Annotated in this window: 7 protein-coding genes; 4 read left to right on the forward strand and 3 right to left on the reverse strand. The window is 70.0% G+C overall.

Annotated features, from left to right (window positions below; all coding sequences use genetic code 11):
- Positions 1 to 265 precede the first annotated feature (265 nt).
- From D892_RS0110890 to D892_RS0110910, 4 genes are all read left to right on the forward strand, one after another.
- Positions 266 to 2,227, forward strand: a complete 1,962-nt coding sequence (locus D892_RS0110890; protein ID WP_051499604.1) for a galactan 5-O-arabinofuranosyltransferase — start codon at positions 266 to 268, stop codon at positions 2,225 to 2,227.
- A 221-nt stretch (positions 2,228 to 2,448) separates the two neighbouring features.
- Entirely contained in the window at positions 2,449 to 4,281 is a 1,833-nt protein-coding gene (locus D892_RS0110895; protein WP_369801818.1) for a DUF6541 family protein, read from the forward strand.
- A 182-nt stretch (positions 4,282 to 4,463) separates the two neighbouring features.
- On the forward strand, positions 4,464 to 7,769 hold the full coding sequence (locus D892_RS0110900) for an arabinosyltransferase domain-containing protein (protein ID WP_024801267.1): 3,306 nt from the start codon (positions 4,464 to 4,466) through the stop codon (positions 7,767 to 7,769).
- 273 nt (positions 7,770 to 8,042) lie between these two features.
- The gene (locus tag D892_RS0110910) at positions 8,043 to 11,420 is read left to right on the forward strand and encodes an arabinosyltransferase domain-containing protein (protein WP_024801268.1); all 3,378 of its coding nucleotides are present in this window, start codon (positions 8,043 to 8,045) and stop codon (positions 11,418 to 11,420) included.
- A 238-nt stretch (positions 11,421 to 11,658) separates the two neighbouring features.
- On the opposite strand, the gene D892_RS0110915 is transcribed toward D892_RS0110910, so the two are convergent.
- The 3 genes from D892_RS0110915 to pks13 all read right to left on the reverse strand — a co-directional run bounded on the left by D892_RS0110915 (position 11,659) and on the right by pks13 (position 18,985).
- Positions 11,659 to 11,859 carry a DUF5988 family protein gene (locus tag D892_RS0110915; RefSeq protein ID WP_024801269.1) on the reverse strand — a complete coding sequence of 67 codons (201 nt, stop codon included), beginning with the start codon at positions 11,857 to 11,859 and terminating at the stop codon, positions 11,659 to 11,661.
- Positions 11,860 to 12,014: 155 nt separating this feature from the next.
- Positions 12,015 to 13,559 carry an acyl-CoA carboxylase subunit beta gene (locus D892_RS0110920; RefSeq protein ID WP_024801270.1) on the reverse strand — a complete coding sequence of 515 codons (1,545 nt, stop codon included), beginning with the start codon at positions 13,557 to 13,559 and terminating at the stop codon, positions 12,015 to 12,017.
- The gene (pks13, locus tag D892_RS0110925; RefSeq protein ID WP_024801271.1) at positions 13,556 to 18,985 is read right to left on the reverse strand and encodes a polyketide synthase Pks13; all 5,430 of its coding nucleotides are present in this window, start codon (positions 18,983 to 18,985) and stop codon (positions 13,556 to 13,558) included. The genes D892_RS0110920 and pks13 overlap by 4 nt, the downstream gene beginning before the upstream one ends.
- Between the last annotated feature and the right edge of the window lie 14 nt (positions 18,986 to 18,999).

The following is an 18,999-nucleotide window of genomic DNA, read 5'->3' on the forward strand; positions in this document are numbered from 1 at the left end:
CGTCCGGCGCCACTGCCCGTCCGGCACCACTGCCCGTCCGATACCACTGCCCGTCCCCGTCCGGCACCACCGGCCATCCAGCACCGTCCGCCATCCAGCACGTCCGCCGTCCGGCACCATCGGCCGTCCAGCCTCATCGGCCGTCCGGCACCACCACCCGTCACGATGCGGCCGGGCCGCCCCTACTGACTAGGCTGTCGCACGGCTGTTGGTCCCGTGCGAACGACGCGGTCCAGTGCAGGCGACAAAGGATTCCGGAGGCAGCGTGCGAGTACTTGTCCGGCGGGTCGGCGGCGGTCTAGGTGAGGCGGTGCTCGCGGCGGCGGTCGCGGCGGCGGTGGCCGCCGTCGGGCTGGTCGCGTTCGCGACCGTGCAGTGGCCGGCGTTCAACTCCTCCCACGTGACCCGGGCGCTGACCACGGTCGGTCAGGTCGCCGCGGTGGCCGTGCTGGTCGCCGCGGTGCTGCTGATCCGGGTGCGCCGCTGGCCGTGGCTGGCGAAAGTGCTGTCCTGGGCCGGGATTTCGGGCTTCGTGACGGTCACGCTCGGCATGCCGCTGGCGGCCACCAAGCTGTATCTGCTCGGCATCTCGGTCGATCAGGAGTTCCGGACCGAATACCTGACGCGGCTGACCGACAGCGCGGCCCTGCACGATATGACCTACATCGACCTGCCGCCGTACTACCCGGCCGGGTGGTTCTGGGTCGGCGGCCGGGTGGCGAACCTGCTCGGCATGTCCGGCTGGGAGACCTTCAAGCCGTATGCGATCGCCGGGCTGGCGGTGGCGGCGACGGTGGCGCTCGTGCTGTGGTCCAAACTGATTCGCGCCGACTGGGCCGTCGCGGTGGCGGCGGCGACCACGGCCGTGGCGGTGGCCTACGCGGCGCCGGAGCCCTACAGCGCCGTGCTGGTGGTGCTGTTCGCGCCGGCGATGCTGCTGGCCTGGGGGGCGCTGTATCGACCGGCGGAACCGCCCGCCGACGACACCGCGGCGCCGACCGCGGGCGGTTGGGGCGCGGTGCTGGGCGCCGGGCTGTTCCTCGGCGTCTCGGTCATGTTCTATCAATTGTTCGCGGCCGCGGCGATATTCACGGTGGTGCTGATGGCGATCGTGGCCTGGGTGGCCGCGCTGTGGCAGCGCCGGGCCGACGCCGTGCATCGGCCCCGCGGCGCGGCGGCCGGCCCCGGCGCGCTGCGGCTGCTGTGGCCGATTCTGATCCGGCTGATCGTCATGGGCGTGATCACCGCCGTCCTGGCGCTGATCACCTGGGGGCCGTGGCTGGTGCGGGCGCTGACCGGAGCGCGGTCGGAGTCGGGCACGGCGCTGCACTACCTGCCCGAGGCGGGGGCGCGGCTGTCGTTCCCGATGTTCGACTTCGATCAGCCGCTGCTCGGCGTACTGTGCCTGATCGGCACCGTGTGGCTGGTGCTGCGGGCGGGGAGCTCGCGGCGGGCGCAGGCGCTGGCGATCGCCGTGGTGGCCATCTATCTGTGGTCGCTGGCCTCGATGGCGGCCACCGCGATCGGCACGACCGGGCTGTCGTTCCGGCTCGACCCGATCCTGCAGGTGCTGCTGGCCGCCGCCGGGACGTTCGGGTTCGTGGAGGGCGCGCGCGCGATCTACCAGGCGATCAACGAGCCGCCGCGGTTCCGGGCGGTGGCCGCGGCGATCGCGGTGATCGGCGCGCTGGCCTTCGGACAGAGCATCCCGAGCATCCTGAACACCGAGATCACCACCGCCTACACCGATACCGACGGCGACGGTCACCGCGCCGACGAGCGCAGTCCGTCGGCGGTCTCGTACTACCGGGAGGTCGATGCGGCCCTCACCGCGCAGACCGGGCGGCCCCGCGACGAGTCGGTGCTGCTCACCGCCGACACCAGCTTCCTGGCCTACTACCCGTACTACGGCTTCCAGGGACTCACCTCGCACTACGCCAACCCGCTGGCCGACTTCGCCGGTCGCTCCGCCGAGATCGAGCGCTGGAGCGGCCTGGAGTCCCCGGCCGAGCTGCTCGACGCGCTCGCGCACAGCCCCTGGCGGGCACCGGACGCCTTCCTGTTCCGCAGCACCGGCGAGAACTACACGCTGCGGCTGGCCGCGGACGCCTATCCGAACGATCCGAACGTCCGCCGGTACTCGGTGTCGTTCCCGAAGTCGCTGTTCGAGGACCCACATTTCCGGACCACTCAGATCGGTCCGTTCACGCTGATCGTCCGGCGCTGAACTGTGGACAGCGAGCCCAAACTGTGGATAAAACTGTGGAATTCCGCATTTTCTGTGGATAACTCCCGGGTCGGCGCGCATCCTCTCAGGGTCCGGCGGTAGCCTGGGCCGCTGAGTTTGTCCAGCGCGAGGGAGTTCTACCTGTGGTATCCGTCGGGGAGCCGGATCGCATCGATGAGACGCGAGATGAGACGCGATCGGGGGGAACCGCGACAGTCGTCCTGGACCCACCGGAGCACGCCGGTGGGGCACCGACCGCCGGATCCAGCCAGTTCTCCCTGCGTGCCGTGGTTCCCGAACGGCTCTGGTCGGCCCGCGCCGACCTGCTGGTCGCCGCCGCCTACCTGGCACTCGCCGTCACGGTGCTGTCGGGGCAGTGGCGCGACACCGACAACGGCTACCTGCTCAAGAGCGGCCAGGACCAGAACATGTGGGAGTGGTTCTTCGCCGTGACCGCCCACTCGGTCACCCATCTGGAGAGCCCGCTCGGCACCACGCTGCAGAACTATCCCGACGGCGTGAACATGATGGCCAACACGGCCATGTTCGGCGTCGGGGTGCCGCTGACACCGGTCACCCTGCTGTTCGGCCCCACCGTCACCTACGTCCTGGTGCTCACGTGCGGGCTGGCGGCGACCGCCTTCGCCTGGTACTGGCTGCTGTCCCGGGAACTGGTGCGGTCCCGGTTCGCGGCCGTCGTCGGCGGCGTGTTCTGCGGCTTCGCGCCGGCGATGATCTCGCATGCGAACGCGCACCCGAACTTCGTCATGCTGGCCCTGCTGCCGGTGATCGCGCTGCTGCTGATCCGGATGGCGCGCCGCGCCGCGCACGATCCGGCGCCCACTCGCGCCCGGCGCGTGCGGGAGGCCGTCGTGCTGGGTCTGCTGGTGGCGTTGCAGATCGCGCTCGGCGAGGAGCCGCTGCTGATCTTCGCGCTGGGCCTCGGGCTGTTCGCGGCCGTCTACTACCTGCACGACCCGCGCGGCGGGCTGCGCGTGCTGCGCCGCCTCGCACCGACGGTCGGCCTCGCGGCGCTGATCACGCTGGCGCTCACCGCGGTTCCGCTGTGGTGGCAGTTCTTCGGGCCGCAGAGCTACCGATCCATCGACCACGGCCCGACCGGCAACGACCTCAAGGCGCTGGTGCAGTTCCCGCCGGAATCCCTGGGCGGGGTGTACGCGCCGGGGCAGAACGTGGGCATCAACCCGACCGAGGACAACTCCTACTTCGGCTGGCCGCTGCTGTTGCTGGTCGCGATCACGGTGATCGCGCTGTGGCGGATGCGCGACCATCGCCGCGTGCTGCGGGCGGCCGCGGCCGTGATCGCGGTGTTCATCGTGCTGTCGCTCGGCCCGACGGCGACGTTCGGCCAGCGGATCACCGGCGTCAGCCTGCCGTGGAAGTGGGTCGAGCATGTGCCGCTGCTGAATACGGTGCTGGAGACCCGGTTCTCGATGGCCGCCATTCCGGCGATCGCGATCGTGCTGGCGCTCGGCACCGAGCGCGCGGTCTCCTACGCGAAGGAGTCGCTGGGCGATCTGCGGCCGCTGGCCTGGTTCGCCGCGCTGGTGCTGGCGCTGACGCCGCTGGTGCCGACGATCCTGCCGACGACGCACCGCCCCACGACCCCGTCGGCCTTCACCGACGGGACGCTCCGCAGCTACGTCGAGAACGGGTCGGTCGTCATCGCGCCGCCACCCACTCGCGAGAACGCCTACCCGCTGCGCTGGCAGATCGACTCGGACTTCGAATTCCCGCTCGCCGGCGGCTATTTCGTCGGCCCGACCGCGGACAACAAGGGCATGTACGGCGCCGTCGACCGGCCCACCGGCCTGCTGCTGGCGCAGGTTCAGCAGTCCGACCGGGTGCCGGTCATCGACGCCGCCGCCCGCGATCACGCCCTGGCCGACCTGAACTACTGGAAGGCCGACGTGGTCGTGCTGCCGCCCACTCGGAACGGCGGCGCCATCCGCTCGACGCTCAACCAGCTACTCGGATTCTCCGGACAGTACGTCGACGGCGTCTGGGTCTGGGACGTTCGCGGCATGGTCTGAAGCGTGATGGTCTGAGGCGTGCGGCACAGCCCGGGGTCTGCGGCAGAGTCCGAGGCGCGCAGCACAGCCCCAGGCCTGCGACACAGCCCGAAGCGTGCGGCACAGCCCGAGACGTGACGGTCCGGGGCGAGTGATCGGGTGGGGGCCCGATCGCACAGCCGGAGTGGCTAGCATCGAGCACCGTGCGCGCAGACTCCCCAGCGTTTTCCCCGGTTCGCCTGATCGCTCTCGTCTCGGGCCTGCTCGCCGCGCTGTGCGCGGTGCTCGCCCCGCTGCTGCCGGTCCGGGAGGATCGGGCTGCGCTCGACTGGCCGCAGCCCCAGTCGGTGAACGTCGACGCGCCGCTGGTGTCGTACGTGCCGATCGGGATGCAGGCGTCGATACCGTGCGCGGCCTTCCGCGACATGCCGGACGGGACGGTGCTGTCCACGGTGCCCGCCGAATCCTCCGACGCCACCGCGAAGGGGTTGGTGGCCAAGGTAACCGGCGGTGAGTCCGGCGAGCGGACGCTGTCGGTGGTGCAGCGCGACATACCGGTGCTGTCCGCGCCGATCGCCGAGATCGCCGACTGCGGCGCCCTGACCATCGACTCGAGCGCCGGGGCCACCACCGCCGAATTCACGGGGGTGCACCGCGCCGACGGCAGCGCGTTCCGCAATACGGTCGGCGGCGACATCCGCCCGCAGATCGTCGGCGTCTTCACCGATCTCGAGCAGGGCCGGCTGGGCGACGCGCACCTGCACGCCGATATCGACTCGCGCTTCTCCTCCAGTCCGAGCCCGCTGAAGCTGGCCGCGATCATCGCCGCCGTGGCGTTCACCGTTCTCGCGCTGATCTGCCTGCACCTGATCGACACCGCCGACGGACGACGACCGCGCCGGTTCCTGCCTGCGCACTGGTGGCGGTTCGGCCTCGCCGACGTGGCGGTGCTGGGTTCGCTGCTGCTGTGGCAGGTGATCGGCGCCAACACCTCCGACGACGGCTACATCCTGAACATGGCCCGGGCCTCGCGCGAATCCGGCTACATGGCCAACTACTACCGCTGGTTCGGGGTGGCCGAAGCGCCGTTCGGCTGGCCGTACGAGGTGCTGGCCTGGATGACCAGGGTCAGCGATACCAGTTGGTGGATGCGGCTGCCCTCGCTGCTGGCCGGCATCGTCTGCTGGCTGGTGATCAGCCGAGAGGTGTTGCCGCGCTTGGGCGCCCGGGTGCGCCGGGACAACGTGGCGCGCTGGACGGCCGGCCTGGTGTTCCTGGCCGCGTGGCTGCCCTACGACAACGGCCTGCGGCCGGAGCCGCTGATCGCGCTGGGCGCGCTGCTGACCTGGTGCTCGATCGAGCGAGCCATCGCCACCGGACGCCTGCTGCCGGCCGCGATGGCGGTGCTCATCGCGGCGTTCTCGCTGGCGGCCGGGCCGACCGGGCTGATCTGTATCGCCGCGCTGATCGCCGGCTCCCGGCCCGTCCTGCAGTTGATCATCAAGCGAGCCCGCGGGCGAATGGATTCCGAACCGGGCGGCAACCGGCGCTCGGGGTTCGGGGCGGCGATCCTGCGTTACGGTGCGCTGCTGGCGCCCGGCGTCGCCGCCGGCGTCCTCGTGCTGGTGGTGGTCTTCGCGGATCAGACCCTGGCCTCCGTCCTGGAGTCCACCCGGGTGCGCAAGATCGTCGGGCCGAACGTCGCGTGGTTCGACGAACGCACCCGCTGGGATTCGCTGCTGCAGCTGTCGCCCGACGGCTCGCTGTCGCGGCGCTTCGGCATTCTCGCCATGCTGTTGTGCCTGGGCGTGTGCGTGCTGGTGATGCTGCGCAAGAACGGCCGGATTCCGGGCACCTCGCGCGGCCCGTCGGCACGCATCCTCGGCATCGTGTTCATGTCGCTGCTGCTGATGATGTTCACGCCGACCAAGTGGACCCACCACTTCGGCGTGTACGCCGGCCTGGCCGGATCGCTGGCCGCGCTCACCGCGGTGGCCGTGGGTATCAACGGGATTCGCGCGCCGTACAACCGCTCGCTGTTCGCCGGCGCCGTATTCTTCCTGCTCGCAGTAACTTTCACCGGATCCAACGGCTGGTGGTACGTGTCCAGCTTCGGAATACCGTGGTGGGACAAGGCGCCGGTGCTGGCCGGTAAGGGACTGTCGACGCTGTTCCTCGGCCTGGCCGTGCTGTCGCTGCTGCTGGCGGCCTGGCAGTACTACCGCGAGCCGTACCGGAAGCCCGGCGACGAGCCCGCGGCCGAACCCTCGCGGCGCCGCTTCGACCGGTTCGCAATCCAGCCGCTGACCATCGCCGCCGCGGCCATGGTGCTGTTCGAGGTGGCCTCGCTCGGCAAGGCGGCGGTCGCGCAGTATCCCGCCTACTCGATCGCCAAGGCGAATCTGCGCTCGCTGGGCGGGAATTCGTGCTCGATGGCCGACGACGTGCTGGTGGAGACCAACACCGCCGATTCGCTGCTGCAGCCCTACACCGGCGCGCCCGCCGACGGATTGGCCGCCGAGAACACCGGCTTCACCCCGAACGGGGTGGCCAACGATTTGACCGCCGATGCCGAGGAAACCGTCACCGGCGGCGCCAATTCGGTCGACACCGAATCCGAGAACAAGACCACCAACACCACCCAGTCGGGCACCGGCGGCGGCCGGGTCGAGGAGCCGGGCATCAACGGCAGCACCGTGAAACTGCCGTTCGGGCTGGATCCCGCCCGCACCCCGGTGCTGGGCAGCTACACCTCCGCCGACAAGCAGCCGGCCGAGCTGACCTCGCAGTGGTATCGGCTCGACCTCGCCGCCGCCCGCAGCGATCCCGCCTACCGGGTGCTGGTGGTGAGCGCGGCCGGCCGGATCAAGACGGTCAGCAAGGACGGCGTGGTGACCTACGGCCAGGACCTGCGCGTCGAATTCGGCCATCGCGGGGACGACGGTTCGTTCCAGCCGCGGGGGTCGTTCCAGCCGCTGGATATCGGCGGTGCGCCGTCCTGGCGCAATATGCGGGTGCCGCTGGACAGCATCCCGGACGGCACCGACGCGGTCCGCATCGTCGCGGCCGCCCCGGACCTCACCCAGCGCCAGTGGCTGGCCGTGACGCCGCCCCGGCTGCCGAGGCTGGCCACCCTGGATTCCGTGGTGGGACACCGGGATCCGGTGCTGGAGGACTGGCACGTCGGCCTCGCCTTCCCCTGCCAGCGGCCGTTCGACCACCACGACGGAGTCGCCGAGGTACCGCGGTGGCGCATCCTGCCCGACCGGGTCGGCTCCGACGCCTCCAACGCCTGGCAGGACGATATCGGCGGCGGCCCGCTCGGCTGGACCGGCCTGCTGCTCGAGGCCCAGGCCGTCCCCAGCTACCTGACCGACGACTGGAGCCGCGACTGGGGCTCCCTGGAACGCTTCGCCCCCTACGTCCCCTCCGCCACCCCGGCGGCGATCGGCGTCACCCAGGCGAACCGCTGGGGCTTGACGAAGGGCGTCCCGATCCGCGTGCAATAGCCACCCGGTCTTCCACCGCCGCTATAACTGTCGGCGCCCGCCCGTATGGTGAGCTGCCATCCGGGTGGGCGTCCACATCGACGGCTTCGATCTCTACTACGGCGCACGGAATCAGTGCCGACGCGGCACGGCCGGGTGGCGCTACTAATTTTTTCCCCGGCCACTCGGTCCCCGATTTCCGGCAGGGTTTCCGAGCTGGGGTAAGTGGGCGGGAAGCGCGGGGACGTACGTGAAGGAAGTCACTCGCAGCGTGGGCAGATAACATCTCCAACCGTGCCCGACGCTGCAACTGCTGTCTTGACGAAACCGTCGCCCACGCCGGTGGCGACACCCCGCGATTTCCGGACCGCGCGCCTGGTCGCGCTGATAACCGGCGTGTTGGGCGCACTGTTCGCGCTCGCCACCCCGTTTCTGCCGGTCAACCAGACCACCGCGGCGGTGGACTGGCCGCAGGGCGGGACGGTCGGCAGCGTGCAGTCACCGCTGATGTCGCAGGTTCCGGTGGACCTGAACGCGACCCTGCCGTGCTCGCTGGTCGACCAGCTACCGCCGGAGGGCGGCATGCTGCTGGCGACCGCGCCGCCGCAGGGCGATCGGGCCTCGCTCGAGGCGATGTTCGTCCGGGTCTCGGACACCTCGGTCGACGTCGTGGACCGCAACGCGGTGGTGGCGTCGGCGGAGCGCTCCGAGCTGGGCGGCTGCTCCTCGATCGCCATCTCCTCCGATCACAACCGCACCCATGCCGCGTTCCAGGGCGCGACCAAGCAGGTCGAGCAGCCGGTCGCCGGCGGCGCCCCGGGCGCCACCGAGATGGTGACCGTGCCGATCGACGGCACGCTGGAGGGTGACCTGCGGCCGCAGGTGGTCGGCGTGTTCACCGATCTGCAGGGCGCCGCGCCGGAGGGCCTGTCGTTCCACATGTCGGTCGACTCCCGGTTCTCCACCACCCCGACTGTCATGAAGCTGGTGGCGATGATCGCGGCCGTGCTGTGCACGCTCGCCGCACTCGCCGCGCTCGCCCGCCTCGACTCCGGCGACGGCCGCGGCCACCGCCGGATCTTCCCCGCGCACTGGCTGAAGCCGACCTGGGCCGACGGCGCGGTCGTCGGCACGCTGCTGCTGTGGCATTTCGTCGGCGCCAACACGTCCGACGACGGCTACATCCTCAGCATGGTGCGGGTCGCCCCGCACTCCGGCTATCTGGCCAACTACTTCCGCTGGTGGGGCGTGCCGGAGGCGCCGTTCGGCTGGTACTACTACGTGATCCAGGCGTTCGCCCAGGTCTCCACGGCCAGCGCGTGGGTACGGATACCCGCGCTGCTGTGCGCGATCCTGTGCTGGATGGTGATCAGCCGCGAGGTGGTGCCCCGGCTGGGCCGCGGGGTGCGCACGTCCAAGGTGGCGCTGTGGACCGGCGGGCTGGTCTTCCTCGCGTTCTGGCTGCCCTACGACAACGGCCTGCGCTCGGAGCCGATCGTCGCGCTGGGCGCCCTGCTGACCTGGGTGTCGATCGAGCGGGCCATCGCCACGTCCCGGCTGCTGCCGGCCGCGGTCGCGGTGCTGGCCGCCGCGTTCACGCTCGCGGCCGCGCCGACCGGCCTCATGTGTGTGGCGGCACTGCTCGCGGGCATCCGGCCGCTGGTGCACATCGTGGTCCGGCGACGACGCGAACTCGCCGCGAGCGCGAAGGCGGGCCGGGGCGGGAGCCGCTGGGCCGCAACGCTGGTCCTGCTCTCCCCGATCGCCGCCGCGGGCTTCGTCGTGCTCACCGTCGTGTACAGCGACCAGAGCTTCGCCGCCATTCAGGAGGCCAACCGGGTGCGGCAGCTGGCCGGCCCGAATATGGCCTGGTACGAGGACTACCTGCGCTACTACTACCTGTTCGTCGAGACCGTGGACGGCTCACTGGCCCGCCGGTTCGCCTTCCTGATCATGCTGCTGTGCCTGTTCACCACGATGATGGTGCTGCTGCGCCGCCGCCGGGTGCCGGGCATCGCCAGCGGCCCGACGTGGCGGCTGATGGGCGTGGTCTTCGGAACCATCTTCTTCATGATGTTCAACCCCACGAAGTGGACCCACCACTTCGGCGCCTACGCGGGCATCGCCGGTTCGCTGGCCGCCGTGACCGCGGTGGCGGTGTCGGCGACGGCGCTGCGCTCCCGCAAGAACCGGTCGATCTTCCTGGCCGCCCTGCTGTTCGCGCTGGCGCTGACGTTCTCGGGCATCAACGGCTACTGGTACGTATCCAGCTTCGGGGTGCCGTGGTTCGACAAGACGGTGTCGCTGAAGGGCATTCAGTCCAACACCATCATGCTGGTGCTGTTCGCCCTGGCGCTCGCGCTGGTGGCCTGGCAATCGCTGCGCGAGGGGTATGCGAAGCCGCCGGCGAGTTCGAAGACCGCGCGCGGCAGGCGAATTCGCCGGTTCGCCGCCATACCGCTCACCGTGGTCGCGGCACTGATGGTGATGTTCGAGGTGTTCTCGCTGGTCAAGGGCGCGGTGTGGCAGTACCCGGCCTATTCGCTGGGCCGCTCGAACGTCGATGCGGTGAGCGGTAACTCGTGCGGGCTCGCCAACGACGTGCTGGTGGAGCAGAACGTCAACAACGGCAACCTGCCCGCGATCATCGATCCGGCGCATCCGCCGCAGAACGGCGACCCGCTCGCCGGCGGCGACCCGGCGGGCTTCTCCCCCAACGGCGTTCCGACCGATCTGAAGGCCGACACGGTGGAGGTGAAGCCGGGCACCGGCAACACCTCCACGCAGTCGGTGGGCGCGGCGTTCGCCGAGGGCCAGAACGCCGGCACCGGCGGCGGCCGGGTCCAGCAGGCCGGCGTCAACGGCAGCACGGTGCAGCTGCCGTTCGGGCTCGATCCGGCCACCACCCCGGTGATGGGCAGCTACCAGGAGAACGTGCAGCAACCGGCGCACCTGACCTCCAGCTGGTACCAGCTGCCGCCGCGGTCGGATCAGACGCCGCTGGTGGTGATCTCGGCGGCCGGGCGCATCCTGTCGGTCGACGACACCGGCGCCGTCAAGTACGGCCAGTCGCTGACCGTCGACTACGGCAAGAAGCAGCCCGACGGTTCGGTGACCAAGCTGGGCAGCTACCTGCCGCGCGATATCGGCCCGTTCCCGTCCTGGCGCAACCTGCGGGTGCCGCTGAACGAGATCTCCCCCGAGGCCGATACGGTGCGCATCGTCGCCAACGACCCGATCCTGATCGGCGATCAGTGGCTGGCGTTCACCGCGCCGCGGGTGCCCAAGCTGCAGACGCTCAACGAGGTCGTCGGCACCCAGCAGCCGGTGCTGCTGGACTGGGCCGTGGGCCTGCAGTTCCCGTGCCAGCGTCCGTTCGACCACGAGAACGGCGTCGCCGAGGTGCCGAACTACCGGATCAAGCCGGACCGGCCGCTCGCGGTCAGCTCCACCGACACCTGGCAGGCCGAGGAATTCGGTGGCCCGCTGGGCTTCTCGCAGATGCTGGCCGAATCGGTCACCGTCCCGACCTATATGAAGAACGACTGGGCCCGGGACTGGGGTTCGCTGGAACGCTACGACCAGTACTACAAGGCCGCACCGGCCGAGGTGACCACGGGCACGGCCACCCGTTCGGGCCTCTGGTCGCCGGGACAGCTGCGGGTGTTCTAGTCATCCGGGTTCCGGTGCGGGCGCACCACATTCGCGCCCGCACCGGAGGCTCGGCCGGGCGAACGCCGATGCCGGGCATGCGTATCGTCGAGGCACCGCCACGGTCTCGCCGGTAGCGCCGGCAGGGGAAGAGTCATATCCGAGTTCGACGGCGATGCCGGTGCACGGCCGATCGCCGACCTGAACACACCGGGGCGCCGTCGGCCGCAAGCCGTAACCGCTGCTGCCCGGCCGTCGCTCACACTTCGACGCGGCCGGTCCACTCGTAGACCGGCAGGCTGCCCTCGGCGGTGTCCTGCCAGCGTGGGGTCACCTTGAAGCGCTCGTAGCCGCCGTTGAACTGCACCCGCAGTTCGATGCCCGGTGGCGTGATCCGGACTATGCGTTGCGGCAGGTCGGCCGGCCCACCCTCCAGCACGGCCTTCGGTGAGATTCCCATAGCTGAAGGCTCTCACATCGGGCGATACCGACCGAGCGATTCGGCGAAAGACACCCCGGCAACCCGCCGTTCCGGCGGAATTCACCCGGCATCGTCCCGCCGAAGACCATTGCGGAGCGGGTGACCGCAGTCACCGTCCCCGCGCGGACCGGAAGTTACAGCGGCAGCAGATGGTGCTTGCGCGGATTGCGCTGCATGGCCTTGTCACGCAACAGATGCAGCGCCCGGCGGACCTCCAGCCGCGTCGTGGCCGGCTCGATGACCGCGTCGATGAAGCCGCGCTCGGCGGCCACCCACGGATTGGCCATGGTGGCGTTGTAGAAGTCGATCATCTGCTGCCGGATCGCCGGCCGCTGCTCCTCGGGGGCGGCCTCGATCTGCTTGCGCCCGATCAGGCTGACCGCGCTCTCCGCACCCATCACCGCGATGCGCGCGGTCGGCCACGCCAGGTTGACGTCGGCGCCGAGCTGCTTGGAGCCCATGACCGCGTAGCCGCCGCCGTACGCCTTGCGGATCACCACGGTCACCTTGGGCACCGACGCCTCGACGAAGGCGAACAGGAACCGCCCGCCGCGCTTGATGACGCCGATCTTCTCCTGCTCCACGCCGGGCAGGAAGCCGGGCGTATCCACCACGAGCACCAGCGGGATCTCGAACGCGTCGCACAGCCGCACGAAATGCGAGGCCTTGTCGGAGGCGCGGGCGTCCAGCGCCCCGGCGTAGACCATCGGCTGGTTGGCGACCACGCCGACCGACCGGCCGTCCACCCGGGCGAAACCGGTGATGACGTTGAGTCCGGCCTGCGCGCCGACCTCGTGGAACTCGCCGTCGTCGAAGATCCGCAGCAGGATCTCGTGCATGTCGTACGCGGCATTGTCGGAATCCGGCACGATCGCGTTCAGTTCCCGGTCGGTATCGGTGAGTTCCGGCTCCAGCCCGGAGTTCACGACCGGCGGCTGTTCCTGGCAGCTGGTCGGCATGTAGCCCAGATATCGGCGCACCCAGTCGAAGGCGGCCCTCTCGTCCTTCGCGACATGGTGGACGTTGCCGTACTCGGCCTGGCTGTGCGCGCCGCCCAGCTCCTCCAGGCTGACGTCCTCGCCGGTGACCTCCCGGATCACCTTCGGGCCGGTGACGAACATGTACGCCGCTTCGGTGGCGACCACGACGTCGGTGTTGATCGGCTGGTACACCGCGCCGCCCGCGCAGCTGCCGAGGATCATCGAGATCTGCGGCACCATCCCCGACAGCGGCTCGACCTTGAGCGCGATATTGGCGTACCAGGCCAGCGACGTCACCGCCTCCTGCACGCGGGCGCCGCCGGAGTCCTGGATGCCCACCACCGGGCAGCCCACCTTGGCCGCGAATTCCATGATCGCGCAGACCTTGCGGCCGAACATCTCGCCGACCGATCCGCCGTACACCGTCTGATCGTGCGAGAACACCGCCACCGGCCGGCCCTCGACCAGCCCGTGCCCGATGACCACGCCGTCGCCGTACAGCGCGTTCTTATCGCCCGGATTGCGCACGAGCGCACCGATTTCCACGAACGTGCCCGGGTCGAGCAACATGTTGATCCGGTCGCGGGCCGAGGGAATGCCCTTGCGGGCGCGCTTGGCCACACCCGCTTCGCCCGCCGGTTCCTGTGCGAGTTCGAGCTTCTTTCGCAGGTCGGCGAGTTTCTCGGCGGTGGTGCTCACTGCTTTCCCTTCGCGATCGCTGCCAATTTCTGGGTCAGATCGGCACCGATGGTGGCGATGCGCGGCTCGTCGATGATCTGGAGGTGATCGCCCGGGATGTGGATGATCTCCAGGTTGGGGAGGTACTCGTCCCATCCGCCGTTGGGCCGGCGATCGGCGTAGCGGGGTTCGATCTCGATGATTCCGTCGTGATAGCGATCGGCCAGGTAGAGCACCACGTCGCCGTCGTAGTGCGATGGCTCCGCCTGCTGCAGATCCCGGCCGTCCAGCCACGAGGTGCGCTGATGTTCGATCACGCCGCCCGGAATCTTGACGTCGGCGAACTTGATCAGGTCGGTGACGATCTGGAACTGCTCCTCGTCGGACGCCTCCGCGAGTTGCTGCAGCATGTCGTCGTCCAGCTCGCCCTCGATGCCGTAGGTCTTCTTGGCGAAGGCCTGAAAGCGCTCGACCCGGTCGCGCCGCCCGGCCGGCGAATTGTCCTCGGGCTCGGTCGGAATCGCCAGGTCGATGAGGCCGACGAGACCCACGTCGGCGCCCTCGGCCCGCATGATCTGCGCGATCTGCAACGCGAACACGGCACCCAGCGACCAGCCGTACACGACGTACGGGCCTTCCGGCTGGATCCTGCGAATCTCCGCGCTGTACCGGCGGGCGCGCTCCTCGATGGAGCCCTCGATGCGCTCGAAGCCGTACATCGGGGTGTCGCCGGGCAGCCGCTTCAACAGCGGCTCGTACACCAGCGTATTGCCGCCGGACGGATGGAAGACGAAGACCGGCACCGCATTCGACCCCTCGGGCCGGGCCCGCAGGGTGCGCACGAAGCCGTCGACGTCGCCGGCGTCGTCCTGGTGCTGCCGGACGATATCGGACAGCTGCTCGATGGTTTCGCAGTCGAGCACGTCCTCCACGTCGATCTCGGCGCCGACGCGCTCGGACAGCCGGGCCGCCAGCTTCTGCGCGGTGTCCTCGTCCAGGATCGGCAGGGTGTTGAAGATGCCGCCCGCCGACTTGCCCGTGATGGTCGCCCAGGTCGCGTAGGTCAGACGCTCGGCGGCATCGCGCGGGGGCACGTTGTCCTCACCGGACGCACCGACCTGACCCCCACCGAAGACCGCGGCGGCCTCGGCGGGAGTGGCGGCCTTCGCGACCGGAGACGCCTGCTCGCTCTTCGCGGCGGCCTCCGCCGATTCGGTTGCGGTACCGGGCTTTTCGGTCGTCGCCTCGGATCCGGCCGTGGCACCGGACTTTTCGCCGGCGTCCGGCGGCGATGTGGTCTCGGAGTTCTCGGCGATCTTCTGTTCCAGCACGGCGGCCGGATCCTCGCCCGATTCCATGGCGGCGCGGGCGGCGGCGACGAAGTTGTCGTCGACGGTCAGCGCACTGCCCTCGGCGGCCTGCTGTTCGGCCAGTTCGCGCACCTCGTCGCGGTGCTCGATGGCGTAGCGCAGCACCTTCGAGACCTCGTTCAGGCTGGCGTCGCGCACGGCCGCGACCTGCAGCTGCGGGATGTCGAACTCGTACTCCACCCGGTTCTTGATGCGCACCGCCATCAGCGAGTCCAGGCCGAGCTCCATCAGCGGGATCTCCATCGGGAGATCCTCCACGGCGTAACCCATGGACTCCGCGACGATGATCGACAGCCGCTCCTCGACCGTCTGGGTGCCGTTCGGGTCCCAGCGCTCGCCGAAGCTCTCCACGACCTCCAGATCGGCCGCGTCGCTCCCGGACTCGGCCGATGCCGGCGCATCGGCCGGAACGGACGGGGCGACAGCCGATTCCGGCAGGGGGGCACCGGACGCGACGACCGCCTCGAACAGCAACCGGAACGCGGCACCGTCCTTGGCGTGCACCTGCACCGAGGCGCCGCCCAGGTGCGGCGTCAGCGTGGTGGTCAGCGTGCCGGAGGCGGGCAGCGGCGAGTGCGCGACGGTCGCACCCACCGACACGTCCGAAAGCACCTGCGCGGCGGCGGCATTCACCAGCGCGGCCGGATCGGTGACCGCACCCGCGGTCACCTCCCAGGCGTGCCGGCCGTCCGGCAGGGCCACATGCGATCCCGGCACCCGCCCGCTGCCGGATCCCGACGCGATGGCGACCTTCGGCCAGTACTCCTTGCGCAGGAAGGCGGTACGCGGAACGTCGGCGTAGTCACCGGCGGGCAGCAGCGACGACAGATCGACCCGGTGCCCCTGCACGTACAGCTGCGCCAGCGCGGAGAGCACGCCCGCGGACTCGTCCTCCTTGCGCTTGAGCGTGGGGATGAGCGCCGCATTGTGCGCACCGGCCGCGAACGTCGTGCCCGCGACCTGCATCAGCGCAACGGAATTCGGCGCCAGCTCGAGGAACGTGGTGATCCCGCCGTCCACCGCCTGCCGCACGGCATTGGTGAAGTACACCGGGTGACGCATATTGGTGACCCAGTAGTCCACGTCGTGCACCGGATCCGAACCCGCGCGGTACACGGTGGCCTTGTGCACGGTCGAGTACAGGTCGGCGGTCAGCCTGGTCGGCTCGATACCGGCCAGCTCGGCCGCGAGCTCACCCAGCAGCGGATCCATCTGCGACGTGTGCCCGGCGCCGCGCACCTGCAGCACCCGCGCGAACTTGCCCTCGGCCTCGGCGCGGGCCACCACGGCCTGCACCTGCTCCGGCGGGCCGCCGATCACGGTGTTGACCGGCGCGGCGTAGACGGCCACCTCGAGGTCCGGATAGTCGGACAGCACCTTCTCGATATCCTCGGCGCTGTACTCGACCAGCGCCATATTGCGGACGTCGGCCTCGGCGAGCATCTGCTCGCCCTCGCCCATCAGCCGCGACCGCGCGCAGATCACCCGGACCGCGTCCTCGAGGTTCATGCCGCCGCAGATGTACGCGCCCGCGGCCTCACCCTGCGAATGGCCGACGACGCCCTCGGGCGCGGCGCCGTGGTGGCGCAGCAGCGCGGCCAGGCCGAGCTGAATGGTGAACACGCCGACCTGCGACGTGCCCACATCCCAGTCCTGGGCGTCGTCGAGGATCATCTCCTTGACCGAGTAGCCGGCCTCGTCCTGCACCAGCTCGTCGACCTCGTCGACGGTCCGGGCGAAGACCGAATTCTCCAGGTAGAGCTGCTTACCCATCTTGCGGTGGTGCGAGCCGAAGCCGGACAGCACCCACATGGCGCCCTTGGCGGCGGGAGCGTCGGCGGTGAACACGCCCTGCCCCGGCTTACCCGCGGCGATGGCACGCAGCCCCGCGATCGCCTCCTCGCGCGTCGTCGCCAGCACCACGCCGCGCGACCGGCCGTGATTGCGCTTGGCCAGCGACCGCGCCACCTCCTCGAGCGAGGCGGCCTGTCCCGCTTCGGATTCCAGCCAATCGGCCAGGTCGGCCGCCGCCCGGCGGCGACGCGACGGCAGGTACGCCGACACCGGCAGGATCACCGGCAACGGCTCGGTGCGCTCCTCGGTCCACTCCGGAACCGCCGCTACCCCACCGTCATCCGCGGCCGCACCGGCATCATCGGCCGCGGCCGCCACGGAAAGCTCAGTGCCGGAATCCCTCTGCTCCGCACCGATTCCCGCGAGAATGCCCTCGGCATCAGCGACCACATCGGTGCTCTCGTCGTCCAGCCGCTCGTCCAGATCCGCATCGGCAGCGGCCGAGACAACCGAATCCTCCACCGGCGCAACTACTTCCGGCACATACTCCTGGATCACCACATGCGCGTTCGTGCCGCCGAAGCCGAACCCGGAGACACCGATGGTGGCCCTGCCGCTGTAGCGCGGGAACTCGGTCGGCTCGTCGACCACCTTCAACCGCGCCTGCTCGAACGGGATGTAGGGGTTCGGGCCCGCGTAGCGGATATTCGGCGGAATGATGTTGCGCTGCAACGACATCACGCTCTTCGCCAGGCTGGCCGCTCCGGCGCCCGACTCCAGGTGCCCGAAATTCGTCTTGGCCGAGCCGAGCAGTGCGGGCTTGTCCGCCTCGCGGCCGCGGCCGACCACCCGGCCGAGCGCCTCCGCCTCGATGGGGTCGCCGATCAGCGTGCCGGTGCCGTGCGCCTCGATGTAGTCGACCGAGGACGGGAGGATTCCGGCGTCGCGGTAGGCCCGGCGAAGCACATCGGCCTGCGCATCCGGGTTCGGTGCCAGCAGGCCGTTGGACCGGCCGTCGTTGTTGACCGCCGACCCCTTGACGACGGCCAGGATTCGATCGCCGTCGCGCTCGGCATCGGCCAGGCGCTTGAGCACCACCAGGCCGCCGCCCTCCGAGCGGATCATGCCGTCGGCATCGGAGGAGAACGCCTTGATGTGGCCGTCCTTCGCCAGCGCGCCGCCCCCGTCGAAACCGAGCGTCGCGAACGGGGCCAGCAGCATATTGACGCCGCCGGCGAGCGCGACATCGGCATCGCCGCTGCGCAGCGCCTGCACCGCCTCGTGCACCGCGACCAGCGTGGACGAGCACGCGCTGTCGACGGAGACGGACGGACCGCGGAAGTCGTAGAAGTAGGAGACCCGGTTGGGGATGATCGACGAAACGCTCCCCATGATTCCGTAGGCGGCGGCCGTCGCCGGCGTATTCGCGTCGACCGGTGCACCCGCGGCCATCGCGGCCAGGAACATGAAGTCGTTACCCGACGAGCCGATGAACACACCGACCGGCTGCCCCTTGAGGTCGCTGGCGGGAATCCGGGCGTGCTCCAGCGCTTCCCAGGTCAGCTCCATCATCAACCGCTGCTGCGGGTCGACCCGCTCCACTTCGATCGGAGACATCGCGAAGAACTCGGCATCGAAACCCTTGACCACGCTCTGGTCGAGGTAGCCGCCCAGGGTGGTCGCCTTCTCGATGGCCTCGGCCATCTGCGGCTCGGCGGCGAACTCCGACCACCGCCCCTCGGGCAGCTCCCTGATCCCGTCCCCCTTGCCGATCAGGAACTCCCACGTCGACTCCGGTGTCTCGCCCGCACCCGGCAGCCTCGTCGACAACCCGACGATCGCGATGTCGTGCGCCTCGCCGGGCCGATACCCCGCGGTGTAGAACTCGTCGTCGGTCGCGTCCTCCGGCTCCTCCGGCACCCCGCCGGCGGCGATGACCTCCGCCAGCGACGCGATGGTCGGATGCTGGTACACCACCGTGGCGTTCAGCATCACCCCGGTGAGCTCCTCGATGTCGCCACCGAGTGCGAGGGCATCCCGCGAGGCCAGCCCGAACTCCTCCATCGGCCGGTCCACCGTGATCTGCTCGACCGGCTGCGCGGTCGCGTCGGCGACCCAGTGCCGCAACCACTCTCGCAGCTCGGCCACCGACATCTCGGGGGCTGGAGCCTCAGTGGCCGGAGTCTCGGTGGCCGGAGTCTCGGTGGCCGGAGTCTCGGATGCGGTGTCGGCGTCCGATGCCCGCGCTTCGTCGGTCGTCTGGGTGCCCTCGTTGTCAGCCATCAATTCCTCAAGCT

The organism is Nocardia sp. BMG51109, from assembly GCF_000526215.1.
Classification (GTDB): domain Bacteria; phylum Actinomycetota; class Actinomycetes; order Mycobacteriales; family Mycobacteriaceae; genus Nocardia.

Coding starts and splice junctions, on each gene's coding strand:
- D892_RS0110915 (WP_024801269.1), bottom strand. CDS start 11,859: ATGGGAATCTCACCGAAGGCCGTGCTGGAGGGTGGGCCGGCCGACCTG.
- pks13 (WP_024801271.1), bottom strand. CDS start 18,985: ATGGCTGACAACGAGGGCACCCAGACGACCGACGAAGCGCGGGCATCG.